This window comes from Marinobacter algicola DG893 (assembly GCF_000170835.1).
In the GTDB taxonomy this organism is placed as follows: Bacteria; Pseudomonadota; Gammaproteobacteria; order Pseudomonadales; family Oleiphilaceae; genus Marinobacter; species Marinobacter algicola.
Window position 1 is genome coordinate 1 of the sequence record NZ_ABCP01000054.1, and the last position, 21069, is coordinate 21069.

General features: G+C 58.0%; 19 protein-coding genes and 1 pseudogene. 7 read left to right on the forward strand and 13 right to left on the reverse strand.

What is annotated here, in order from left to right; all coding sequences use genetic code 11:
- The first annotated feature begins 97 nt into the window (after positions 1–97).
- On the forward strand, positions 98–2968 hold the full coding sequence (locus tag MDG893_RS18735; RefSeq protein WP_007155409.1) for a valine--tRNA ligase: 2871 nt from the start codon (positions 98–100) through the stop codon (positions 2966–2968).
- Positions 2969–2971: 3 nt separating this feature from the next.
- Complete coding sequence (locus MDG893_RS18740) at positions 2972–3907, forward strand: ketopantoate reductase family protein (RefSeq protein WP_244264457.1); 936 nt, start codon at positions 2972–2974, stop codon at positions 3905–3907.
- A gap of 32 nt (positions 3908–3939) precedes the next feature.
- Here the strand turns inward: MDG893_RS18740 and MDG893_RS18745 are convergent, their stop codons facing one another.
- From MDG893_RS18745 to MDG893_RS18760, 4 genes are all read right to left on the reverse strand, one after another.
- Entirely contained in the window at positions 3940–5970 is a 2031-nt protein-coding gene (locus tag MDG893_RS18745) for a methyl-accepting chemotaxis protein (RefSeq protein WP_040474790.1), read from the reverse strand.
- A gap of 125 nt (positions 5971–6095) precedes the next feature.
- Positions 6096–6983, reverse strand: coding sequence for a CobD/CbiB family protein (locus MDG893_RS18750; RefSeq protein WP_007155412.1), 888 nt, complete (start codon positions 6981–6983; stop codon positions 6096–6098).
- On the reverse strand, positions 6983–7663 hold the full coding sequence (gene ampD, locus MDG893_RS18755) for a 1,6-anhydro-N-acetylmuramyl-L-alanine amidase AmpD (RefSeq protein ID WP_007155413.1): 681 nt from the start codon (positions 7661–7663) through the stop codon (positions 6983–6985). The genes MDG893_RS18750 and ampD overlap by 1 nt, the downstream gene beginning before the upstream one ends.
- Positions 7664–7716: 53 nt before the next feature.
- Positions 7717–10071 (reverse strand): DUF1631 domain-containing protein, encoded by a 2355-nt coding sequence (locus MDG893_RS18760; RefSeq protein WP_007155414.1) that lies wholly within the window; start codon positions 10069–10071, stop codon positions 7717–7719.
- A 225-nt stretch (positions 10072–10296) separates the two neighbouring features.
- Here MDG893_RS18760 and nadC point away from each other — a divergent pair, with 225 nt between their 5' ends.
- Complete coding sequence (gene nadC / locus MDG893_RS18765) at positions 10297–11145, forward strand: carboxylating nicotinate-nucleotide diphosphorylase (RefSeq protein ID WP_007155415.1); 849 nt, start codon at positions 10297–10299, stop codon at positions 11143–11145.
- A 48-nt stretch (positions 11146–11193) separates the two neighbouring features.
- Here nadC and MDG893_RS18770 read toward each other — a convergent pair whose 3' ends face one another.
- From MDG893_RS18770 to MDG893_RS18790, 5 genes are read right to left on the reverse strand one after another with little or no spacing between them, the layout of a single operon-like run.
- Entirely contained in the window at positions 11194–11532 is a 339-nt protein-coding gene (locus MDG893_RS18770; protein WP_007155416.1) for a YqcC family protein, read from the reverse strand.
- A 14-nt stretch (positions 11533–11546) separates the two neighbouring features.
- Positions 11547–12344 (reverse strand): ParA family protein, encoded by a 798-nt coding sequence (locus MDG893_RS18775; RefSeq protein WP_040474789.1) that lies wholly within the window; start codon positions 12342–12344, stop codon positions 11547–11549.
- 38 nt (positions 12345–12382) lie between these two features.
- Entirely contained in the window at positions 12383–13099 is a 717-nt protein-coding gene (gene hda / locus MDG893_RS18780; protein ID WP_007155418.1) for a DnaA regulatory inactivator Hda, read from the reverse strand.
- Positions 13078–13635 (reverse strand): CDP-alcohol phosphatidyltransferase family protein, encoded by a 558-nt coding sequence (locus MDG893_RS18785; protein WP_007155419.1) that lies wholly within the window; start codon positions 13633–13635, stop codon positions 13078–13080. The genes hda and MDG893_RS18785 overlap by 22 nt, the downstream gene beginning before the upstream one ends.
- Before the next feature lie 33 nt (positions 13636–13668).
- A complete protein-coding gene (locus tag MDG893_RS18790; RefSeq protein ID WP_050776531.1) occupies positions 13669–14991 on the reverse strand; it encodes a DUF2066 domain-containing protein in 1323 nt (440 codons plus the stop codon).
- 198 nt (positions 14992–15189) lie between these two features.
- Between MDG893_RS18790 and purM the strand changes: the two genes are divergently transcribed.
- From purM to MDG893_RS18805, 3 genes are all read left to right on the forward strand, one after another.
- Positions 15190–16254, forward strand: a complete 1065-nt coding sequence (gene purM, locus MDG893_RS18795) for a phosphoribosylformylglycinamidine cyclo-ligase (protein ID WP_007155421.1) — start codon at positions 15190–15192, stop codon at positions 16252–16254.
- Positions 16251–16931 carry a phosphoribosylglycinamide formyltransferase gene (gene purN / locus MDG893_RS18800; protein ID WP_007155422.1) on the forward strand — a complete coding sequence of 227 codons (681 nt, stop codon included), beginning with the start codon at positions 16251–16253 and terminating at the stop codon, positions 16929–16931. Before purM ends, purN begins: the two co-directional genes overlap by 4 nt.
- A 94-nt stretch (positions 16932–17025) precedes the next feature.
- Entirely contained in the window at positions 17026–17766 is a 741-nt protein-coding gene (locus tag MDG893_RS18805) for a DUF3108 domain-containing protein (protein ID WP_007155423.1), read from the forward strand.
- Between the two features lie 9 nt (positions 17767–17775).
- On the opposite strand, the gene MDG893_RS18810 is transcribed toward MDG893_RS18805, so the two are convergent.
- From MDG893_RS18810 to dcd, 3 genes are all read right to left on the reverse strand, one after another.
- A complete protein-coding gene (locus MDG893_RS18810) occupies positions 17776–19047 on the reverse strand; it encodes a valine--pyruvate transaminase (protein WP_007155424.1) in 1272 nt (423 codons plus the stop codon).
- A 69-nt stretch (positions 19048–19116) separates the two neighbouring features.
- Positions 19117–19716, reverse strand: a complete 600-nt coding sequence (locus MDG893_RS18815; RefSeq protein WP_007155425.1) for a YjaG family protein — start codon at positions 19714–19716, stop codon at positions 19117–19119.
- Between the two features lie 55 nt (positions 19717–19771).
- Positions 19772–20338 carry a dCTP deaminase gene (dcd, locus tag MDG893_RS18820; protein WP_007155426.1) on the reverse strand — a complete coding sequence of 189 codons (567 nt, stop codon included), beginning with the start codon at positions 20336–20338 and terminating at the stop codon, positions 19772–19774.
- 235 nt (positions 20339–20573) lie between these two features.
- Here dcd and MDG893_RS21010 point away from each other — a divergent pair, with 235 nt between their 5' ends.
- Positions 20574–20747, forward strand: coding sequence for a hypothetical protein (locus MDG893_RS21010; protein WP_007155427.1), 174 nt, complete (start codon positions 20574–20576; stop codon positions 20745–20747).
- Between the two features lie 17 nt (positions 20748–20764).
- Here the strand turns inward: MDG893_RS21010 and MDG893_RS18825 are convergent.
- Positions 20765–21069, reverse strand: a pseudogene (locus MDG893_RS18825) (CDP-alcohol phosphatidyltransferase family protein); the annotation flags it as partial.

The window sequence follows — 21069 nt, forward strand, 5'->3', positions numbered from 1 at the left end:
CCCCTCCCCATGGTTCGCCGAGAACCCAAGGAGCATGTATAATCGAGCGTCTCAATTTTCCCTTGTGAATCAACCAAACGGTCACCAGCAGAAACCCATGGAAAAAACCTACCAGCCAGAAAACATCGAGCGCCAGTGGTACGAAAACTGGGAATCCAAAGGGTACTTCCGCCCCCGTTCAGAAAAGGCGGAGGGGGGCGAAGGCGAATCCTTCAGCATCGCCATCCCGCCACCCAATGTCACCGGCAGCCTCCACATGGGCCATGCGTTCCAGCACACCATCATGGACACGCTCACCCGCTTCAAACGCATGCAGGGCCGCAACGCCCTTTGGCAGGTAGGCACCGACCACGCCGGTATCGCCACCCAGATGGTGGTTGAACGCAAGCTCGCGGCGGAAGAAGACAAAACCCGTCATGACCTCGGCCGGGAAGAATTCATCAAGCGCATCTGGGACTGGAAGACACAGTCCGGTGGCACCATCACCGGCCAGATCCGACGCCTGGGTAACTCAGTGGACTGGGACCACGAACGCTTCACCATGGACGACGGCTTCTACAAAGCCGTTCAGGAAGTGTTTATCCGCCTGTACGACGAAGGCCTGGTCTACCGTGGCAAGCGCCTGGTCAACTGGGATCCGAAGCTGCACACCGCCATTTCCGACCTCGAGGTCGAGAACAAGGAAGAGAAAGGCTTCTTCTGGCACCTTCGCTACCCGCTGGCTGACGGCGAAAAGACCCAGGACGGTAAGAGCTATCTGGTAGTGGCGACTACTCGCCCGGAAACCATGCTTGGCGATACAGCCGTTGCCGTGCACCCGGACGATGAGCGCTACCAGCACCTGATTGGCAAATTCGTTGACCTCCCGCTGGTAGGCCGACGCATTCCCATCCTCGCAGACAGCCATGCCGACCCCGAGAAAGGCAGCGGTTGCGTCAAGATCACCCCTGCCCACGACTTTAACGACTACGCCGTGGGCAAGCGCAACAACCTGGTGATGATTAACGTCATGACCCAGGATGCCTGCATCCGAGATACGGCCGAAGTGGTCAACGCCGATGGCACTGAAAACACCGATGTGGACGGCAGCCTGCCGGCTGCGTACGCCGGCCTTACCCGCGAACAGGCCCGTAAGCAGATCGTGGCCGACATGGACGCCGAGGGCCTGGTACAGGAAGTGGAAGACCACGTGCTGAGTGTGCCAAGGGGCGATCGCTCCGGGCTGATCATTGAGCCCATGCTCACCGACCAATGGTTCGCCGACGCCAAAACCCTGGCCAAGCCGGCTATCGAAGCGGTGGAAGACGGTCGCATCCAGTTCGTGCCCAAGCAATACGAAAACATGTACTTCGCCTGGATGCGGGATATCCAGGATTGGTGCATCTCTCGCCAGCTGTGGTGGGGCCACCGTATTCCTGCCTGGTACGACGCTGAGGGCAACATCTATGTTGGCCGCAGCGAAGAGGAAGTGCGCCAGAAACACAACCTTGCTGCCGACCTGCAACTGAATCAGGACGACGACGTGCTCGACACCTGGTTCAGTTCCGCACTGTGGACCTTCGGCACCCTGGGCTGGCCGGAAATCACCGAGCGGCTGAAAACATTCCACCCCACCAACGTTCTGGTGACCGGTTTTGACATCATTTTCTTCTGGGTAGCCCGGATGATCATGATGACCATGCACTTCATGAAAAATGAGGATGGCACGCCTCAGGTGCCTTTCAAGACCGTGTACGTGACCGGTCTGATCCGCGACGAGCATGGCGACAAGATGTCCAAGTCCAAAGGCAATGTTATCGACCCGCTGGACATGATTGACGGCATAGGGCTTGATGACCTGCTGGAGAAACGCACGGGCAACCTCATGCAGCCCAAACTCGCCGAAAAGATCGGCAAGCGTACCCAGAAGGAGTTCCCGGAAGGCATTACCGCTCATGGCACAGATGCCCTGCGCTTCACCCTCTCCGCCATGGCAACCACCGGCCGCGACATCAACTGGGACATGAAGCGCCTCGAAGGCTATCGCAACTTCTGTAACAAGCTGTGGAACGCGGCCCGCTACGTGCTGATGAACACTGAGGGCGAGGATTGCGGCGTCAACGGTGAGGCCGTGGAACTGTCGCTGGCGGACCGCTGGATCATCAGCGAGCTACAAACCTGCGAGCAGGACGTGATCCGCCATCTTGACCAGTACCGGTTCGATCTGGCCGCCTACGCCCTGTATGAATTCATCTGGAACGAATACTGCGACTGGTACCTGGAACTCTCCAAGCCGGCACTGAACGACGACAACGCCAGTGCAGAGGCCAAACGTGGCACCCGCCGCACCCTGGTCCGTGTGCTGGAGGCGGTTCTGCGCCTGGCGCACCCGATCATGCCGTTTATTACCGAGGAAATCTGGCAGCGCATCGCGCCCCTGGCGGGCAAAACCGGTGACAGCATTATGCTTCAGCCCTTCCCCCAGCCAGACGCCAGCAAGCAGGATTCAGCGGTTGCCGCCGACATTGAGTGGCTAAAAGGCGTGATTGTCGCCGTTCGGAATATCCGTGGCGAGATGAACATCTCCCCGGCAAAAGCCATCCCGGTACTTCTGCGTGGTAAAAGCCCAGACGACAAACGCCGTTTGGACGAAAACCGGCAGTTCCTGTCATCGCTGGCGCGCCTGGACAGCCTGGAGTGGTTCACCGAAGGCGAAGCCCCCATGTCGGCCACACAATTGGTTGGCGAAATGGAAGTGCTGGTGCCCATGGCCGGCCTGATCGACAAGGATGCCGAGCTCAAACGACTGGACAAGGAGCTGGAGCGACTGCAAAAAGAAGTCGGCCGGCTGGAAGGAAAGCTTGGCAATGAAAAATTCACCGCCAAGGCGCCTGCCGAGGTGGTGGAAAAAGAGAAGGAAAAGCTCAGCGATGCCCAGGGCAGCATGAGTCGGCTCAGCGAGCAGCGGGCCGCCATCGAGGCCATGTAAACCGTGGCAGCGCCAGGGAGGAATCAGGGGCTATCCGGGAATGGCACCATCGCCATTCTCGGAGCAGGCTCCATGGGCCAACTCTGGGCGGGCTACCTCGCCGCCGGGACGGTAACGTTTGCCCCTCGTCAGGGGCATACCCCAGAAACAGGCAAGCCGGCACTGACATACACGTTTCAGCCACTCGAAGGCCCAGAGGCTGTCGTTACAGTTCCCTACCTGCTCGCCAGCCCGTCACTGCTGATGGTCACCACGAAGGCGGGCGATACGCTGGATGCCATTGAATCCAACCTCCATGACATTGTTCCGGATACCCCTATCGTCCTGTTCCAGAACGGCATGGGCTGCCAGCAAGCGGTCGCCGAACGTTGGCCACAACGACCGATCCTGGCCGCCAGCACCACCGAAGGGGCAAACCGCCCAGCACCAGGCTGTACCGTTCACGCCGGCAAAGGCGAAACCTGGGTTGGCCCATTAACAAAGAGTGCGACGACGCATCTGACGCGGGTCGTAACGGCGCTTGGCACCAGTGGGTTAACGGTTCACGCGGAGAAAGACATTCAAAGCCGGCTGTGGGACAAACTGATCATCAACGCGGGCATCAATGCCTTTACGGCAATTCTCGACTGCCCGAACGGTGACATCCTCGCGGACCCGTTCTACCAGGAACACATCGATGAGCTGTGCGACGAAATCTCAACGGTGATGAAGAGGGATATCGGGAAAGACCTGCCCTCAATCACGATTCGCGAACGCATTGAAACGGTTGCCCGAAAAACGGCGCGGAATACCTCATCCATGCGCAGCGACAGGCGGCGCGGCCGCCCCACCGAGATTGACTTCATCAACGGGTATATCGCCAGACGCGGGCATGCGCTGGGCGTTGACGTTCCGGCAAACCAGATGCTGACAAATCGTATTAAACAGCTATTGCCGTAGGTGTCAGGAGCACACCCTTCAGACCCCGAATGTCAGACCCTGAATGCCTCCACGAGACGCTGCAGGGATGCAGTCAGTTGTGACATTTCCCGTGACGACGCCAGGGTTTCCTCGGCGTTATCTGCCGTTTTCTCACCCAGGACACTGATCTGCTCAACGTTGGTATTAACGTTCTTCGCCACGGCAGACTGCTCCTCCGCCGCCTGTGCGATCTGGTGGCTCATGTCAACGATGGTCGAAATACCCTGGGCAATCCGATCCAGCGCCTCCGTTACTTCCGCCGACTTCTTGACCGTGGTTTCAGTCACGTCATGACTATTGGTCATGGCCGCAACGGCTTCCTTAACGCCGCTTTGCAACCGGGTGATCATGCCCTCGATTTCTTCAGTCGATTTGTGGGTACGCTGTGACAGCGAACGTACTTCGTCTGCCACCACCGCAAAGCCACGCCCCTGTTCGCCCGCGCGTGCAGCTTCGATGGCCGCATTCAATGCCAGGAGGTTGGTCTGCTCCGCAATGGCTTTGATTTCGACCAGAACCTGACTGATGTTATCGCTATCGGCGTTTACGCGGTTGATGACTTCAACCGCGCCGGAAATTTCGGTGGCAAGACGGTTGATGGTGGCAACGGTATCCGCAACCACGCCACGACCTCTCTCGGTATCCTCTTCGGCCGCGCCAGCACTGTCGGATACGCGATGGGCACTCTCCGTGACCTCATTGACCGCTTCCACCATCTGGTTCATGGCTTCGTTGATCTGGCCGGACTCCTCCATCTGCCGCGCAACCGCCTCGCTGTTCGCAGCCGCGGTATCGTTGACACGCGTGGCCTGCTGGTCCACGTCTGCAGTCGTACTGGTCACTGAGCGGATCAACTCCGCCATCCGGTCCGTCATGTTGTTGAACTCGGTGGTCAGTTCACCCAGCTCATCACGATTATCCAACTGAATGTGGGTCGTCATATCGCCGTCAGCCACGGATCTTGCCGCCGTGCTGAAGCGGTTAATCGCGGTGCGTACGGACATGAAGAAGCCAACATAGAGGTAAACCACCACCAACAGAACAATCACCAGAGCAGCAATAATCAACTGCCGTTGCCTCAGCTCGCCCTCCAGGCGTGAGTTCAGGTTCGCGCCGACGACGTCGAAAATTCCGGCCTTGAGCGCATCGTAATGGGCAAGCTGGTTCTCAATGGTGCGGTTAAAATCCCGCCAGGGTAACTCGAGGCGCATCGGCGTAATGATATTGGTATCCAGCTCGTCACGCACAACCACCAGACTCTCGAGAATGCCTTCCACGGCATCACCGCTCGTTTTCTCCAGAGTCGGCGATGCATCCATCGATACGGTCAATGCAGGCCCGAGTAGCGATGCGCGATTGGTCAGTTCGTCATAGATTTCGTTGAGGCCATCACTGAGGTTGTAGCCTACCTGCCCATCGATGAGGGCAAAGGTCCCAAATGTTCTGGCCCGGCCAATAATGCTGCGGGCATCCGGCAACGACTCACGCAAGAGCCCCAGAAGCAGCAGATTTTCCCGGGATGCATCCTGCCCCAGGCCGGAAATTTCAATGGTCGCGGACAAGAGCGCCCGCACTTTCTGGACAAACTCCTGATAATACTTGAACTGGGGATCAATATTGCCCTGATAACTGTCAGTCGATTTGAGCGTTTGCCACTCTTCCACCAGCGTCATTACCTGCTGAGACCAGTTACCGGAAACATCAAAACGAGCCTCTGCGCTGACAAGCTCCTCGAGAATCCTGTCAATCGTTTCCGACGATTCTGCGGATTTTGAAAGTAGCTCATTGTCATCCTTGATCTTGCCGGGGGCGCGAAAATCCCGGTACGCCATGGATTCTGCCAGCAGCGAATCCACCTTTTCGAGCTGCTCCAACCCCTCGACGCCCCGGGTCATGGTATCAACCGACCGGTTGAGTTCACTGATGACCAACCAGGAAAGAGCAATAATGGGAAGCAGGAACAACACACTGATCAGGCTGAACTTGTAGAACATCGGCAGCCGATTCATCAGCGCTACTGCAGGCTTGATAAGCTGGTTCACGTGTACCCCCACAGAAAGCATCGAAAGGATGGAACTTTATTCTATTTGTTTATATTGTCGACTAAATTACTACAAACTTGAGAGTTTTTCGGCGTAAAAATGTAATTTTTGTCAAAATGTTGTGATCAGCGCACACCGGCAATAACCAGCAGCGCAAGGATGCAGATCCAGACCAGCATGCTTCGGTTCAACAAATCCCGGATGGCTTCCAGGCTACGGCCACCAAAGTCTGCCCACTCATCTGGATGAATCTTTGAGAATCTTTCCGGGTCCAGCGCATAGCCCGTCAGCGCCGCGCTGGCGGCGCCCATCAGTAGCTGGTTGGTTCTGAGGCTAAAATCAAACAGCCTCCGTTTTCCTTCCTTCATCCAGCCAGCGAGGTCACCGGCGACTCCGAACGTAAAGGACAGTAGTCGTGAGGGAAGCCAATTGAGTATCTCCGCCAGCCGGGCGAACCCTGGCCTCGCTGCCACCTGCGGCCAGTGATCCCTCAACGCAATAATGCCCCTTACAAAGAAGGCTGCCGCAATTCCGCCAACGGCATACCAGAAAGCGACCAGAAAAAAGCGCTCGAAAACGTTAACCATCAACGTACGTGACAATGCCAGATGCATCTCGTCGGGCGACGTTGCTGCGCCCCGCTCTTCAGCCGGCAGACTATCCATGACGTGATGCAAGGCGGACTGCATATCGCCCCGGGCCCAGGATTGACTGTAAACCTCCAGGCGCGCCCGCCAGCCCGGCGCGCCCATCAACAACACCATCAGCAGGAACTCCAATGGATACGCAGCCATGCGCCAGCCAACGGTGTGCAGATAGTACTCCCCGGCAGCCAGCATCAGCGAGGGCACAAGAATAATAACCAACCCCTTCCAAAGGCTCGCCTCGTTACCAGACCTTCCAGCGCCGACGCGGTTAAACGCAGAACGCCACAACGGCTCAGCACACCAGGCGTTCGCCGCATCCAGCTTGCGTCTCAGCAGGTAGGCGAGCAGGAAAACCACCAATACCATCAGTTCTCCGCTCCGTTGCCATGCCCTGTACCAAGCAGTTGCCGGTATCGGGGCCAGTCAAAAGCCGGGCCGGGATCGGTTTTGCGACCGGGTGCGATATCACTGTGCCCGGTGATCCTCTCTGGCGTGATGGCTGGCCAGGACTTCATGATCAACACCGACAATTCAGCAAGCACCTCATACTGAGCTGCGGTGTATGGAATGTCATCTGCTCCCTCCAGCTCAATGCCAATTGAATAATCATTGCACTCTTCCTGGCCCTGAAAGCAGGACCGGCCCGCATGCCAGGCGCGGTCCAACAGGCTGACGAACTGAAGGCATTCGCCATTCCGGCGGATCAGCAGGTGTGACGAAACCTTCATTTCGGCGATCGTCTCGAAATAGGGATGCTCTGAGGGGGACAGTTGGTTGCAGAAAAACCGTTCGATGGCATCGCCTCCGAACTGCCCGGGAGGAAGGCTGATGTTATGAACAACCAACAGGGATATCGCCGCACTTTCGGGGCGTTTGCCAAAATTTGGAGACGGACACCAACGGGCGCCAACTACCCGACCGGTCGCCCGTAATCCGGCGACAGCCGGCGGCGAAAGGTCGATGGTGTTGCGAGAAGGGATGGTTTCAGACAATGTGGTTCCAACAGGCCGGTGGCGAACGGACCGGAAACTCGATACGTTCGTCATTGTTGCTTTGATGCTCCTGATTGAAGCACAAAGTCTCCGGTCTTGCTATACGATCAGTCCTTGCGGCTACTGCGAAGGTTATCGATGATGGATTCCAGCGCCCGGTCGAATATCAGGCCGTCGTCCAACATGGAGATCTCATCCGCAGCGAGTGCCAGTGCCAGGTTTTCACGCTGATATTCCGCTACCTTGGCGCCACTGCGATTAACGAAGATGTACTTACCCGTCGCCTTGATAAACGCGGCCAGCTTGCAGCGGGTTTTATTGCCATCACGAGTCAGTTCAACCCAGGAACCGACACGAAGGCCATCAGCCCGCTCCAGCCACTGAAGCTCGACGCTTGCCCCGGAGGTCTCTACCGATGCCTCTGCCACTGGCTCTTCAGGGCTTGCCGCTGGGCTCTCTGACGCAGACGTGGTGGCGCCCGAGGGTTCGGAAGCGCCTGACACGACATCTTCACCAGGCAGCTTCACTTTTTCCGGAGCTTTGGGCGCTGCATCCGGTACGCTCCTGGAAACCACAGACGGTTCTGCCACGACCGTTTTGGGCTCAGCCTGGGGTTCAGGTACTGGCGCAACAGCAGGACGTGCCGTGGTGACAAGGCGCTGGAAAACGTCCACATGGGCCAGCTCGAGGTCTCTTATGGCGGCGTCGGTTGCAAACGGGTCCCACGAAATTTCCTGCAGAGCGCCTCTCAAACCGTCCACGATGCCCGGAATCGATCTCAACAGTTCGCTGCGGGTGTTGTCGTCGATGGGTTTGGGGTCAACACTCCAGATGAGTTGCCGGGTGAGATTGCACGCTTTCTCCCAGCGCTCACTGTCTTCACCCTCACGCAGCACGATCCACTGTAGATACTTTGCCCACGCCTCATTCAACAGTGTGACGACCGGAGGAGACAGATCCCGACCGGTAATCTGTTCGTTCAGCAGGTTCTCAGATGCCTTGGACGCCCTATCCTGCTTGGCCCTACCTTCCTCAGCATCACGCAGGCGCTGCTCGACAAGCTCCCTGCGACGCCGATCCAGATCCATGAAATGGCCGAAATCGCTGAGCAGCTCGCTGAAAATATCGACGTTGTCGGTGAATTCATTAAGCACGCGATCAACCACCGACTCGATCTTGTCTCGCAGTGGATCACGCTGGCCGGTCTTTTTCTCAGTCCAACCGATAGCGGACATAGCCAGCTCATTCAGCAGCTTCCGCACCGGATGCCCGCCGCGATTAAAGAAGTTATTGTCGCTCAGCGCCACCTTGAGCACGGGAATCTGAAGCCGCCCGATCACGGCCTTCATCACCGGGTGGAGCTGACGATCCTCCAGGATAAAATCAAACAACATCGACACGAGATTGATAACGTCGCTATCCACTTGGCCAACGTCGTGTTTCTTCCCGGTTTCCGACCGGAACACCTGTTGTAGTTGCTCTGACAGGGGCACAATCTCACCCTGTCTCCATTGGACAGACTGGGACTGGATTTCGTGAAGCCGCGCCATCAATGTGCGGGTATCGAGCGCGCCAGCACTGGGCACACCACTGTTTTCTGTGCCGTAATCCGTCGAACTCTGCCCCTGGTGCAACAGGGCACTTAATTCAGAAAACGTTGCCCGCACATCGTCAGACGGCGCAGTGAGCGGCCCCGACGCATCCGATTCCGAACGTGCTGACAGTGTCCCGGTGGTCCGGGTAGATGTGCCGGGTGCGCCCTGACCACCGACTGGCGGACGACGCATATCCGGCAACACCCCTTCGGCGATCAGTGTTTTATTGGCATCCTTGTAAAAGTCGCCCAGCACACCCACCAACAAGCGGTCGAACAGTTTAAGCACCACCAGCTTGGCACGGATATCGATATCCAGGTCGGAACAGGCTTCCGCAACCCCTCCGCAAATCACCTCCGGGCTCAAGGGCATCTGGCTATCCTCCAGACGCATTGAGGGCAGCAAGTGAGTAACCCGCACATTCAACAGGCGTATAACCTCCGAATGCTGGTTGCGCAGTTTGTTGATCAGGTTGTCGATGGCGACCTGCTGCTCCAGATCGGAATGATCCAGCAACGCCAGCGAATCCTGGTCCACTTCATCCAGGGTGCCACTGCCACCGCCCGGCTTGAACGAACCAATGTCATTAAAAGCGCGGCTGACGTACTGCAGTACCGACACAGTCATGTTCTTGCGACGCAGCCTCAACTCACGCATGGCGTCAAAGTAGGCGGTCTGATCCTGATTGGTTCCGGCTTTGTCAGCCAGCTCAAAAAGCGCGTCATCGGCCTTGTCAAAAAAACCGGACAGTACAGATTTCAGAGACTGACCCGATACGTCACGCAGGCGTACCAGAGAGCCCGGCAGGGAAAACCTGTCAGGAAGCTTCTGGCCTTTGAGACTTACAACCTTGTTATCCTGCGCCATTCGGCTGCTCCGGGTGGTAGCTGGAGAAATGTGTTATTGCACATCTTAGGCTTTACCCACGTCACCTTGTGTCAGAATTTGTCACCTTTTGTGATTAAGTGATGGTTGTCACAGTTTAGCACCCACACCCTCCCACGTTTGGCGAATCCGGCTGAGGCCTATAGAATCACATCCGCACACCCGATGTGCCGCCACAACCGCCACTGAACGACCGGAAACTCTGCCATGATCCCAGCCGAACTGCTTCGTCAGTCCCGCATCGAAACCGTTGCACAAAGCCTGCGTGAAGACATTGGAGATGGCGACATTACCGCCATGCTGATTCCACAGGCGCGCATCAGTCGTGGGCATGTCATTACTCGTGATGCCGCAACCATTGCCGGGCGCGCATGGGTCGAGGAGGTGTTCAGGCAGGTAGACCCAGGGGTCACCCTGAACTGGCAAGTACGGGATGGAGACGAGGCAAGCCCTGGCCAATCGCTGTTTTCCATGGAAGGCCCAGCCCGCAGCCTGCTCACCGCCGAGCGCTCAGCCCTGAACTGGCTGCAGTTGCTGTCCGGCGTTGCCACCACGTGTGCCGGCCATGCCCGCCGTGTCGCCCATACTGGTGTCCAACTACTGGATACCCGCAAGACCCTGCCGGGCCTGCGGCTGGCGCAGAAATACGCGGTTACCTGTGGTGGCTGCCATAACCATCGCATCGGCCTGTGGGATGCGTTCCTGATCAAGGAAAACCACATTGCCGCCTGTGGCTCTATTGCCAATGCAGTCAGCGAGGCCCGCCGCATTGCCCCTGGCCGACCGGTGGAAGTGGAAACCGAAAACCTGGATGAACTGGATCAGGCCCTGGCCGCAGGCGCGGATATCATTATGCTGGATGAGTTCTCACTGGCGGACATGCGTCAGGCGGTTATCCACACGGCTGGCGCCGCAAAGCTGGAAGCGTCCGGCGGCATCAACAGCGAGACGCTGGCACCCATTGCCGAGACCGGTGTTGACTATATTTCTATCGGTGCATTGACCAAGGATGTCCGGGCGGTGGACCTGTCCATGCGCCTGGATACCCACGACTGATTTGGCCGGAGGCCCAGTTTACACGCTGGGGGGGGGCTGATTAAACGCTCAGGGCTGACCGGACAGCAGGCGGTCCATTTCTTCCAGCTCGCTAATCAGGCCGGCCCCGGACTCCTCCCTGCCCCGGAAGTGCTCTTCCGCCATTGGCGCCATACCTGACACCTGAGGCAGGGGGTGACCACCCTCAATCAACGCTTTCATGCGACTGACAAAGACGAACTGCAGCCACTGGGTAAACTCCAGGGTGTCCACGGCAAATGGCTGGGCGCTCTGCAGCGCCTCTGGCGATGGCGGCTCACTCTCCCATGCATCGATTCGACGCAACTCAATCTCTATCTGAAGCAGGCTGTCCGCGACACGGGTGGTATGGTCGGACGAATTCGCCATAGTTACGCTCACTCTCAATCTGCCAGGGGTTCCAGTTCAACGGTTTCGCCGTGAAGCACTCGATAGAGGTCTTCATACTGCCGTGTCAGCGGATGTTTTGGCGCCATATGAATCAATGGTTGCCGGCTCTGGTGCGACTCCTTCATCTTCACCGAACTGGACAACCTCACCGGCAATACCGGCAGGCCCTCATCCATCAGCTCGCGCACCAGCTTCTTTGGCAGGCTGGCACGAGGCTGAAACTGGTTCGCGACAATGCCTTCAACCACGAGGTCTTCGTTGTGATCTTCCTGCAACTCCTGGATTTCGTGAAGGATGCTGTAGAGGGCCTGACGGGAAAAATCATCGCAATCGAAAGGGATCAGGCAGCGCTGCGCTGCAATCAGTGCCGATCGGGTGTAGAAATTGAGTGCCGGCGCCGTATCTATGTATATTTCGTCAAACGACTCTCCAAGTTTCTTCAGCGCTTCCCTCAGCTTATAAATCTTGTGCTTGGCTTCCAGCTTGCGCTCCAGAAAATCCAGTTCCGGACTGGAGGGCATAACAAACAGGTTGTCGAAGGGAGAGGCGTGGACAAATTCGTCAGCGCGCCGGTTGAACACGGTAAACGCCACCGTCTGCTCAAGGTAGTCGGCGATGGTATCCTTGAGCTCGCCCGCAGGCTTACCCAGCAGGTAGTGGGTGGAATTACCCTGGGGATCAAGATCGACAACCAGTGTTCGTTTGCCCCGGGCGGCGCTGATCGCGGCCAGGTTACAGGTGATACTGGACTTGCCGACGCCACCTTTCTGGTTAAACACTACTCGTCTCATGCTGCTTCCTCTGACAGTTTCCCTGCGAATATAACGCCCTACCAGCCCAACACCGACTTGACGAAAGGGATCGTCAGCCGCCGCTGGGCGCGTAATGAGTTTTCATCCAGGCGATCCAGAATCGCCAGTAGATCAGCCAGTTTCCGGGGTGCTCGCCTGAGTATGAACACAGCCACATCGTCACTGAGGACAAGGCCACGCTGTTCCGCCCTCGCCATCAGTATCCTCAGGCGATCATCGTCGCGATGAATACCCAACTGAATGGTCAGACCATGGCTCAACCGGGACACCAGATCCTGCAACCCGAACGGCAGCGATGCTGGCAGCTCTGACAGGCTGACGACCATCAGATGACCATGGTCATTCACCCGATTGTACAGATGGAAGATGGCCTCTTCCCAGTTTTCCTGGCCCGCAATGAGATCCAGGTCGTCAAGGCAGATGACGGACTGACCCTCAAGCCCTGAGAGCGAGTCGGGCCCCAGGGGCAACAACTCCTCCATGCTGACACAAATCGAGCTCTGCTGGTTCTGCTCCGCCAGATGACAGGCCGCCTGCAACAGGTGGCTTTTGCCAGTATCAGCGTCGCCGCAGACGGCGATGACGGGCACAGCACCGGCCTGTTCACAGGCAGACTTAAGCCTCGCCGCGGCATCGGCATTCCGGCCACCATGAAAATTGTCAAAACGGGCATCGTCCCGAAGTTTGACCCCTAACACCAGCTGTGACGCACTCACTGCCTTTTTGTCCTCCATGCCCTCAGACTCCATACGCCGATGTAGTGCGCACCACTAAAAATGGCTGAAGCCGCCACCAACAGAATGCCAGCATCCATAACCCACGGTTGCATCGGTAAATCCGCCAGCAGAATGATGATCGCGAGTGCGACCAGAATCTGAATCAGGGTGTTGAGTTTCCCGGGCAGGCTTGGCTGCATCTCAAAGCGACCGACACCATAGTGAAACGCCAACCCACCACAAACGATCAGGAGATCCCGGCCCAGCACCAACCAGAACAGCCAGGCTGGAAGCACGCCAGTCAGAACCAGCATCAGATACGCGGTGATCAACAATGCTTTGTCCGCCAACGGGTCGGCAATGGCGCCAAGCCGGGTTCGCCAGTTGTAATGACGAGCCAGGAACCCGTCAAAGGCATCCGTTGCGGATGCCAGAAAAAATATCACCAGGGCAAACCGATATTCCTTGGCCATCAGGGCCGCGGCAAAAGGAGCAATCAGCAAAATGCGCAGAAACGTCAGCGCATTTGGAATCCAGCGCCAGCGGTGCGTCATGACACGACTCCCCGAATACCGAACACCGCGATATTATTCCCCGTCTTCCGACTCGACGATGGAGGCAGGCTGCCAGCGATAATGAAGCACCTGATAGAGTGACTCGAACGCCTGTTCTGACTCTTCTTCGCTCGCCAGTAAAGGCTGGTAAACGAACAGCGGGTTCGCAGAGGCCGCAGCACTTTCCGTGCTCTGCTCCGCCAGTGCAATGCCGCCTTGTGGGGCCTGCTGCACCGGTTGCGCCTGCGTCTGCCCACCGGGTTGATTCTCATCACCGGTGGGCATGCGGGAAATCTCGGCGTCTGACAGCGGAACCAGCCGCGGGTCCAGGGCAATGTATTGCTTCAGCTGCTCCATCTCCCCTGAAAACGCAACCCTGAGAGTCAGTTGGTCCTTTCTCGCTCTGGTCGCACCCGCGTCGACCACGGGTGACAGGTTTTTGAGAACCCCATTCACTCGGGCGTAGTCATTGAGATTACTGACTCCGTGCACAACGATGTCCACCTGCGGAGACTCGCCGACATCACTGCCCGCAACCGCATAGCGATCGGCGAACATCTCCGCCCAGCGCCCGACAACGGCAGCGGCCAGAGCCTGCGGCGTCTCGGCGGTCACCGATTGCTCGGTGCTATCCAGCCCCATACCGTCGAATACCCACCCGGCACGCCACTGTGATCCCGAACGGCTGACCCGTACCAGCGACATCAGGTCATGCTCCATATTCTCAGACGATCTGCGGACACTGGATGTGAACTGTCCCCATATGTCCGACAACAGTTCACGGTCGTCCCGGTACCTTGCTGGGGGAAGACCCACCGGCAAACCACGGTCGACCGCCGCGTCCTGAAAGACACGACGCCATTGCTCATCGGCGCCCGTCCCGGCGCTGTCGCTTCCCTGATGGACCAGAGTGCGACGCCCGCCTTCTTCGACCGCGATCCAGGCCAGCGTCAGCGGCCGATTCGCGCCCCAGACCGGCGCATCCGCAGAGGCCAGCGCACGGTTGACACCGACCGCGCCGAAACTCATTCGTAGCCTGTGATTCCCCGTATCCGAGCGTAAGAACTGGTAGGATTGAAGCAGCGATTCGGCGTTCGCCAGAAGTTCCGCAACACCGTCGCTACGCAACACATCGCGGGTGCCAGAAACACGCACAAACACGCGGCTCAGCCCGTCCGCATAGCCCTGCTCCAGCTCCTGTGGCTGGGAACCCGCGACAGGCACCTCAACCGAGTAAAGGCCCGTGACAGTGACAGCGGCTGTTGGTGCGGCCATCAGCGCAAGAACGCCAAACAACCGGAGTGACTGACGGATTATCCGCGCTGCCTGCATCGAGATTTTTCCTGAGTCTGGCATGAAACACCCTGCGATTCGTCTTAATGGCGCATAGGATACACCAAGCCCCTTGGTGTGAGTAGCTAACCGGGATTGCAGAAAGTCAATGCGGTGCCACACTGCCTTAAGGGTGACAAACGGGGCAATTGCATTTGGAGCGCCGTTCCGCACCTGTTAAAATCCGCCGCCTGTCCCACTGTCCAAACGGTTAAGCACACCATGAGCGAACAGAAGCCCTCCCTGACCTATCGTGATGCCGGCGTTGATATCGATGCCGGTAACGAACTCGTTGACCGCATCAAGAACACCGCGGCGCGCACACGTCGCCCGGAAGTCCTTGGCGGCCTCGGTGGCTTTGGCGCCATGGTGGCTATTCCTCCTGGCTACAATGAGCCCGTACTGGTATCAGGCACCGACGGCGTCGGTACCAAGCTTCGACTTGCCATGCAGCTCCAAAAGCACGACACCATTGGCATTGACCTTGTGGCCATGTGCGTCAACGACCTGGTGGTAGGCGGAGCGGAACCCCTGTTCTTCCTGGACTACTACGCTACCGGCAAGTTGAATGTGGACGTGGCAGCCCAGGTTGTCGATGGCATCGGCGCTGGCTGCGAACAGGCCGGCTGTTCCCTGGTGGGCGGCGAGACGGCGGAAATGCCGGGCATGTACGAAGGGGACGACTACGATCTGGCCGGTTTCTGTGTGGGTGTGGCGGAGCGCAGCGAGATCATTGATGGCAGCCATGTACAGGCTGGCGACGTTCTGCTCGCCCTGGGTTCTTCCGGCCCGCATTCCAATGGTTACTCCCTGATCCGCAAGATCCTGGAAGTCAGTAATGCTGACCTGAACCAGAAGGTTGCCGACGTTACCCTCGCGGATGCCCTGATGGCGCCCACCCGCATTTATGTGAAAAACCTGCTTCAGCTCGTCCGCGAAGTGGACGTTCGTGCGCTTTCCCACATTACCGGCGGCGGCCTTCCGGAGAACATTCCCCGGGTTCTGCCTGATGGCATGGTAGCGGCCATCGATACGGACAGTTGGCAGTTGCCCCCGGTGTTCCAATGGTTAAAGGATGCCGGTGGCGTTGCCAGCGAAGAAATGTACCGCACATTCAACTGCGGCGTTGGCATGATTGTCTGCATCCCGGCCAATCAGCGCGAACTGGCCCTGGATACGCTGAACGCCCTGGGAGAAAAAGTCTGGCAGATCGGCATCATCGAGTCATCTGACGACGCCACGACCCCTGCGTCGGTGCGTTATGCGCCGGGGCTGTTGTCGGCATGAAGGCAGATTCCGTAACCGCCCCACGTATCCTGGTCCTGGCTTCTGGCAGCGGAACCAACCTCCAGGCTCTAATTGACGCCAGCCGGGAGCGGGATTTTCCCGGCCAGATCGTTGCGGTAGGATGCAACCGCCCTGGTGCCTTCGCTCTGGAGAGAGCAGCCCAGGCCAACATCGACACCTTTGTCGTGGATCATACCCATTACGGTTCCCGCGAGGAGTTCGACGGCGCTCTCATGGCGCAAATCCGCCGCCACAACCCGGACCTGATCGTTCTGGCAGGCTTCATGCGCATCCTGACCACGGATTTCGTGCGGGCACTGCGTGGCACCATGCTGAACGTGCACCCTTCCCTGTTGCCCAAGTATACCGGGCTGAAAACCCATCAACGTGCACTGGACGCCGGCGAAACAACCCACGGTGTCTCCATTCATTTTGTCACCGAAGAACTGGATGGCGGGCCGGTGATTGCCCAGGCGGAAGTGAGCATCTCTTCTGACGACACCCCGGAATCCCTGGCCGAGAAAGTCCAGGAGAAAGAACACGTGCTTTACCCGATCGTCGTGCGCTGGTTCTGTGAGGGGCGCATTCAACTGGGCACCGACTACGTGGTGTTCGACGGCCAGCCGCTGAACCGACCACTGGTGCTTCCGGACGAGAACACAGCTGCCACGACCTGAGTAAACTTATCGTCATCTCCGGGAGCAACCAGGCGCGCTAGACTGTTCAGTAACCAGGCAAAGCCCCATCTGCCATTGCAACCGGAGGAGTCGCATGCCCCTGAAACTCAGCCCCACCGCCTTACCCGCCCTATTGGCCGGGGCGCTGCTTCTTGGAGCCACGCTCGCACACGCCGCGGATGGTCAGGAGGACGTTGCCCTCCAGCCAATGAAACTCAGCTACAACGCGTCCCTGGACAAAGGCATATCCCTCAACGGCGATGCCCGCCGCATCCTGGAGCAACGGGATGATGGTACCTGGCACTTCCGAACGGACGTGGATTCCTTTGTCGCGGATATCGACGAATCACTGATCTTTCGCTGGGAAAACAATCAGGTGGTGCCCCTGCGTTACCGCTACAAGCTCTCCGGCCTCTTCATCCGGGACCGTGAGGAAGCGATCGATTTTGACTGGGAAAATAACGTGGTCAGCGGGCATCACGAAGGCGATAAGTTTTCGATGACGCTGGAGGAAGGCGCCATGGACCCCATGGGCTACCAGTTGCAGTTGAGCCAGGACATCAAGGCCGGCAAGCGCGAGATGGAATACCGCGTTATCGACAAGGGCGACTACGACACCGACAGATTCGCCGTGGTTGACGAGGAAACCGTGCGCATCAATGGCGAAGACATCCGCACACTCAAGGCCGAGAAAGTTCGGGACAGCGACAGCAAACGCGAGTCTCTGATGTGGTTCGCGCCAGAGCGTGACTATCTGCTGATCCGCTTCCTCCAGGTGGAACCTGACGGCAGTGAGTACGAACTGACCATCAGTGACGCCAAGGTGGGCCGCTAGAGCCGTGGTTTACAGGTTGGCCGTCGCCCAGACAGCTTTTACCTCATCCGCGATGATTCGCAACCCCTCCGCCACGCGCTCATCGTCCTGTGAGTAGGTCACTCGCAGGCATTCGTGGCGGTGCTTCCAGCCGTCTTCCGGCAAACCGGGAAAGAAGTAGTGTCCCGACACCACCAGCACGCCCCGCACTTTCAGCCGCTGATACAGCTCCAGACTGCTGATCGGCAGCCCAGGAAACCAGAGCCAGAGGAACATGGCGCCTTCGGGTTTATGGACATACCAGCGACAACTGTCCTCACCCATGGCATCCCGGAACACCGCCACCGCCCGTTCCATTTTCGCCTTGTAGAACGGGCAGACCACGTCCCGGCTGAGCGACAGAATCTCTCCTGAGCGCACCAGAGGCTCCGCCAGCATGGCGCCAAAGCTGCCGGTGGCCAGGTTCATGATGGCATTGATGCCCGACAAAGCCTTGATCACCGGCTCCGCCGCGATAACGATGCCCGTACGCACGGCAGGCAGGCCGAACTTGGACAGGCTCAGGCACAGGATCACCTGGTCGTTCCAGTGGGGTGTCGCATCCACAAACAGCAGGTTTGGAAATGGCGTACCGTAGGCGCCATCCACAATCAGCGGGATGTCGTGCTGGCGAGCCATGGCTTCCAGCCGGGCCAGTTCTTCGTCGGTGACCACATTTCCGGTGGGGTTCGTGGGCCGGGAAACGCAAATGGCACCGGTTTCAGCCGTTACCTCAACCGCATCGAAATCCACCCGGTATTTGAACTCATGGGCGTCGGTAAAGGAGATATCCGGCTGCACGGCGTGGAATAACCCGGGCTCAATACCGGCATCGGCATAGCCTATGTACTCTGGCGCCAGTGGCAACAGGACATGCTTGTGCACCCCATCGCCATAGTCACCACCAAACATATTGAACAGCATGAAAAACGCGGCCTGACTGCCGTTGGTCAGGGCAATATTTTCCGGCTTCAATCCCCAGCCGTACTCACGATTCAGAAGCTCCGCTAAAGAGGCAATGAACTGTTTCTCACCCTGGGGCGGGTCATAAATACCAACCAGCCTGCGCGTATCACCATCGCTTTGGGCCATGTCGGCCAGTATCTGCTGGACCCGAGCCTGGATCTCGGGAATATGACCGGGATTGCCCCCACCCATCATGATCATGTCGTCGCCGGACGCCAGGGCGTTGCCAAGGTCATCCATCAGGGAGGTGATTCCCGCATCCGCGGTAAATTTCCGACCAAAGGAAGAGAGTTTCATGATGCTTTTCTGTACCGGATTAGAACGGATTGTCACCCAAGTGTAGGCCAGAGCCAGCAGCGCTGCCGGTCAGTCGCTCAGCGAGATGCCCAGGTTGCTCACACCGTCGTTGGCGGCATCGCCGTGGATGCGTTCAACAAACTGGCTGGTGGGCGTGCGCTGGCGTTTGAGGGCCAGGATCAGGTCGCGCTGGAATACCTTGTCTTCTTTCATCAGCGGGTGCTGGTCCAATAGCCTGACCAGCTCATCTTCTTCCAGATCTTCACCTTCAGAAAGCTCAACAAAGTTCATGACGGTCGCGGTGGCCATCTGGGAGGCGTCGGTTGCACGGTGCTTGCCCGGATTGAGCCGATTCAGCAATGCCTGCTCCAGCAACTGGCAGAAGTCAAAGGCGGGATAGACACCATAGGCGTCATAGGCGTTCACGTCTGGCGACAGTGATTCGAGTTTCGCCAGTAGTTGGGGAATGGCCGCTTCTGACACGTCCTTTTGCAGCATTTCCCAACCAAGGTCGAGCAACTGGCGCATTTTCGCGCCGGTTTTAAGCCCAACGGCGTCCGCAAACAGAGCGTAATTGGGGAAAGAGCGCTCGGCAAGGGCCATCAGGAAGGTAAATTCCCGCCAGCCCTGCAGTTGTGAGACCGCTTTCAGAAACTGATTGGCGTTCACTGTGGCTCTCTCCTGACGATGTCACTTCCCGGAATCGCCCCTGCGGCACTGCCACTCATGTTCGCGGCAGGGTCACGCCTGTTTGCCCCAGGTACTTTCCGCCCCGGTCTTTGTAGCTGGTGTCGCAGATTTCATCGGACTCGAAGAAAAGCATCTGGGCGACGCCTTCGTTGGCGTAGATTTTGGCCGGCAGGTTGGTGGTGTTGGAAAATTCCAATGTGACCTGACCTTCCCATTCAGGTTCCAGTGGTGTGACGTTGACGATGATGCCACACCGCGCGTAGGTGGATTTGCCCAGGCAGATGGTCAGCACACTGCGGGGGATACGGAAGTATTCCACGGTGCGTGCCAGGGCGAAGGAGTTGGGCGGTATGATGCAGACGTCGCCGGTGTAGTTGACGAAGCTGTTGTCGTCGAAGTTCTTCGGGTCCACGGTGGCGGAGTGGACGTTGGTGAAGATTTTGAATTCGTTGCTGCAACGGACATCGTAGCCGTAGCTGGATGTGCCGTAGGAGATTACGCGGCCTTTTTCGGTTTCGCGGACCTGATCGTATTCGAAGGGTTCGATCATGCCGTGATCCCGGGACATCCGGCGGATCCAGTGGTCGGATTTGATGCTCATGGGTGACGTCTCGTATCCATAAAAAAGAGAGGCGGTAGTTTACCTGTTCACTTAATGACTGTCGAAGCTTTGGCCCCGTGAATTCCACCTTCCAGCCTGGTGGCTGCGACAGCGAAGAGGACGGGTTAAGGCAGATGACGGACTGACCCTCAAGCCCTGAGAGCGAGTCGGGCCCCAGGGGCAACAACTCCTCCATGCTGACACAAATCGAGCTCTGCTGGTTCTGCTCCGCCAGATGACAGGCCGCCTGCAACAGGTGGCTTTTGCCAGTATCAGCGTCGCCGCAGACGGCGATGACGGGCACAGCACCGGCCTGTTCACAGGCAGACTTAAGCCTCGCCGCGGCATCGGCATTCCGGCCACCATGAAAATTGTCAAAACGGGCATCGTCCCGAAGTTTGACCCCTAACACCAGCTGTGACGCACTCACTGCCTTTTTGTCCTCCATGCCCTCAGACTCCATACGCCGATGTAGTGCGCACCACTAAAAATGGCTGAAGCCGCCACCAACAGAATGCCAGCATCCATAACCCACGGTTGCATCGGTAAATCCGCCAGCAGAATGATGATCGCGAGTGCGACCAGAATCTGAATCAGGGTGTTGAGTTTCCCGGGCAGGCTTGGCTGCATCTCAAAGCGACCGACACCATAGTGAAACGCCAACCCACCACAAACGATCAGGAGATCCCGGCCCAGCACCAACCAGAACAGCCAGGCTGGAAGCACGCCAG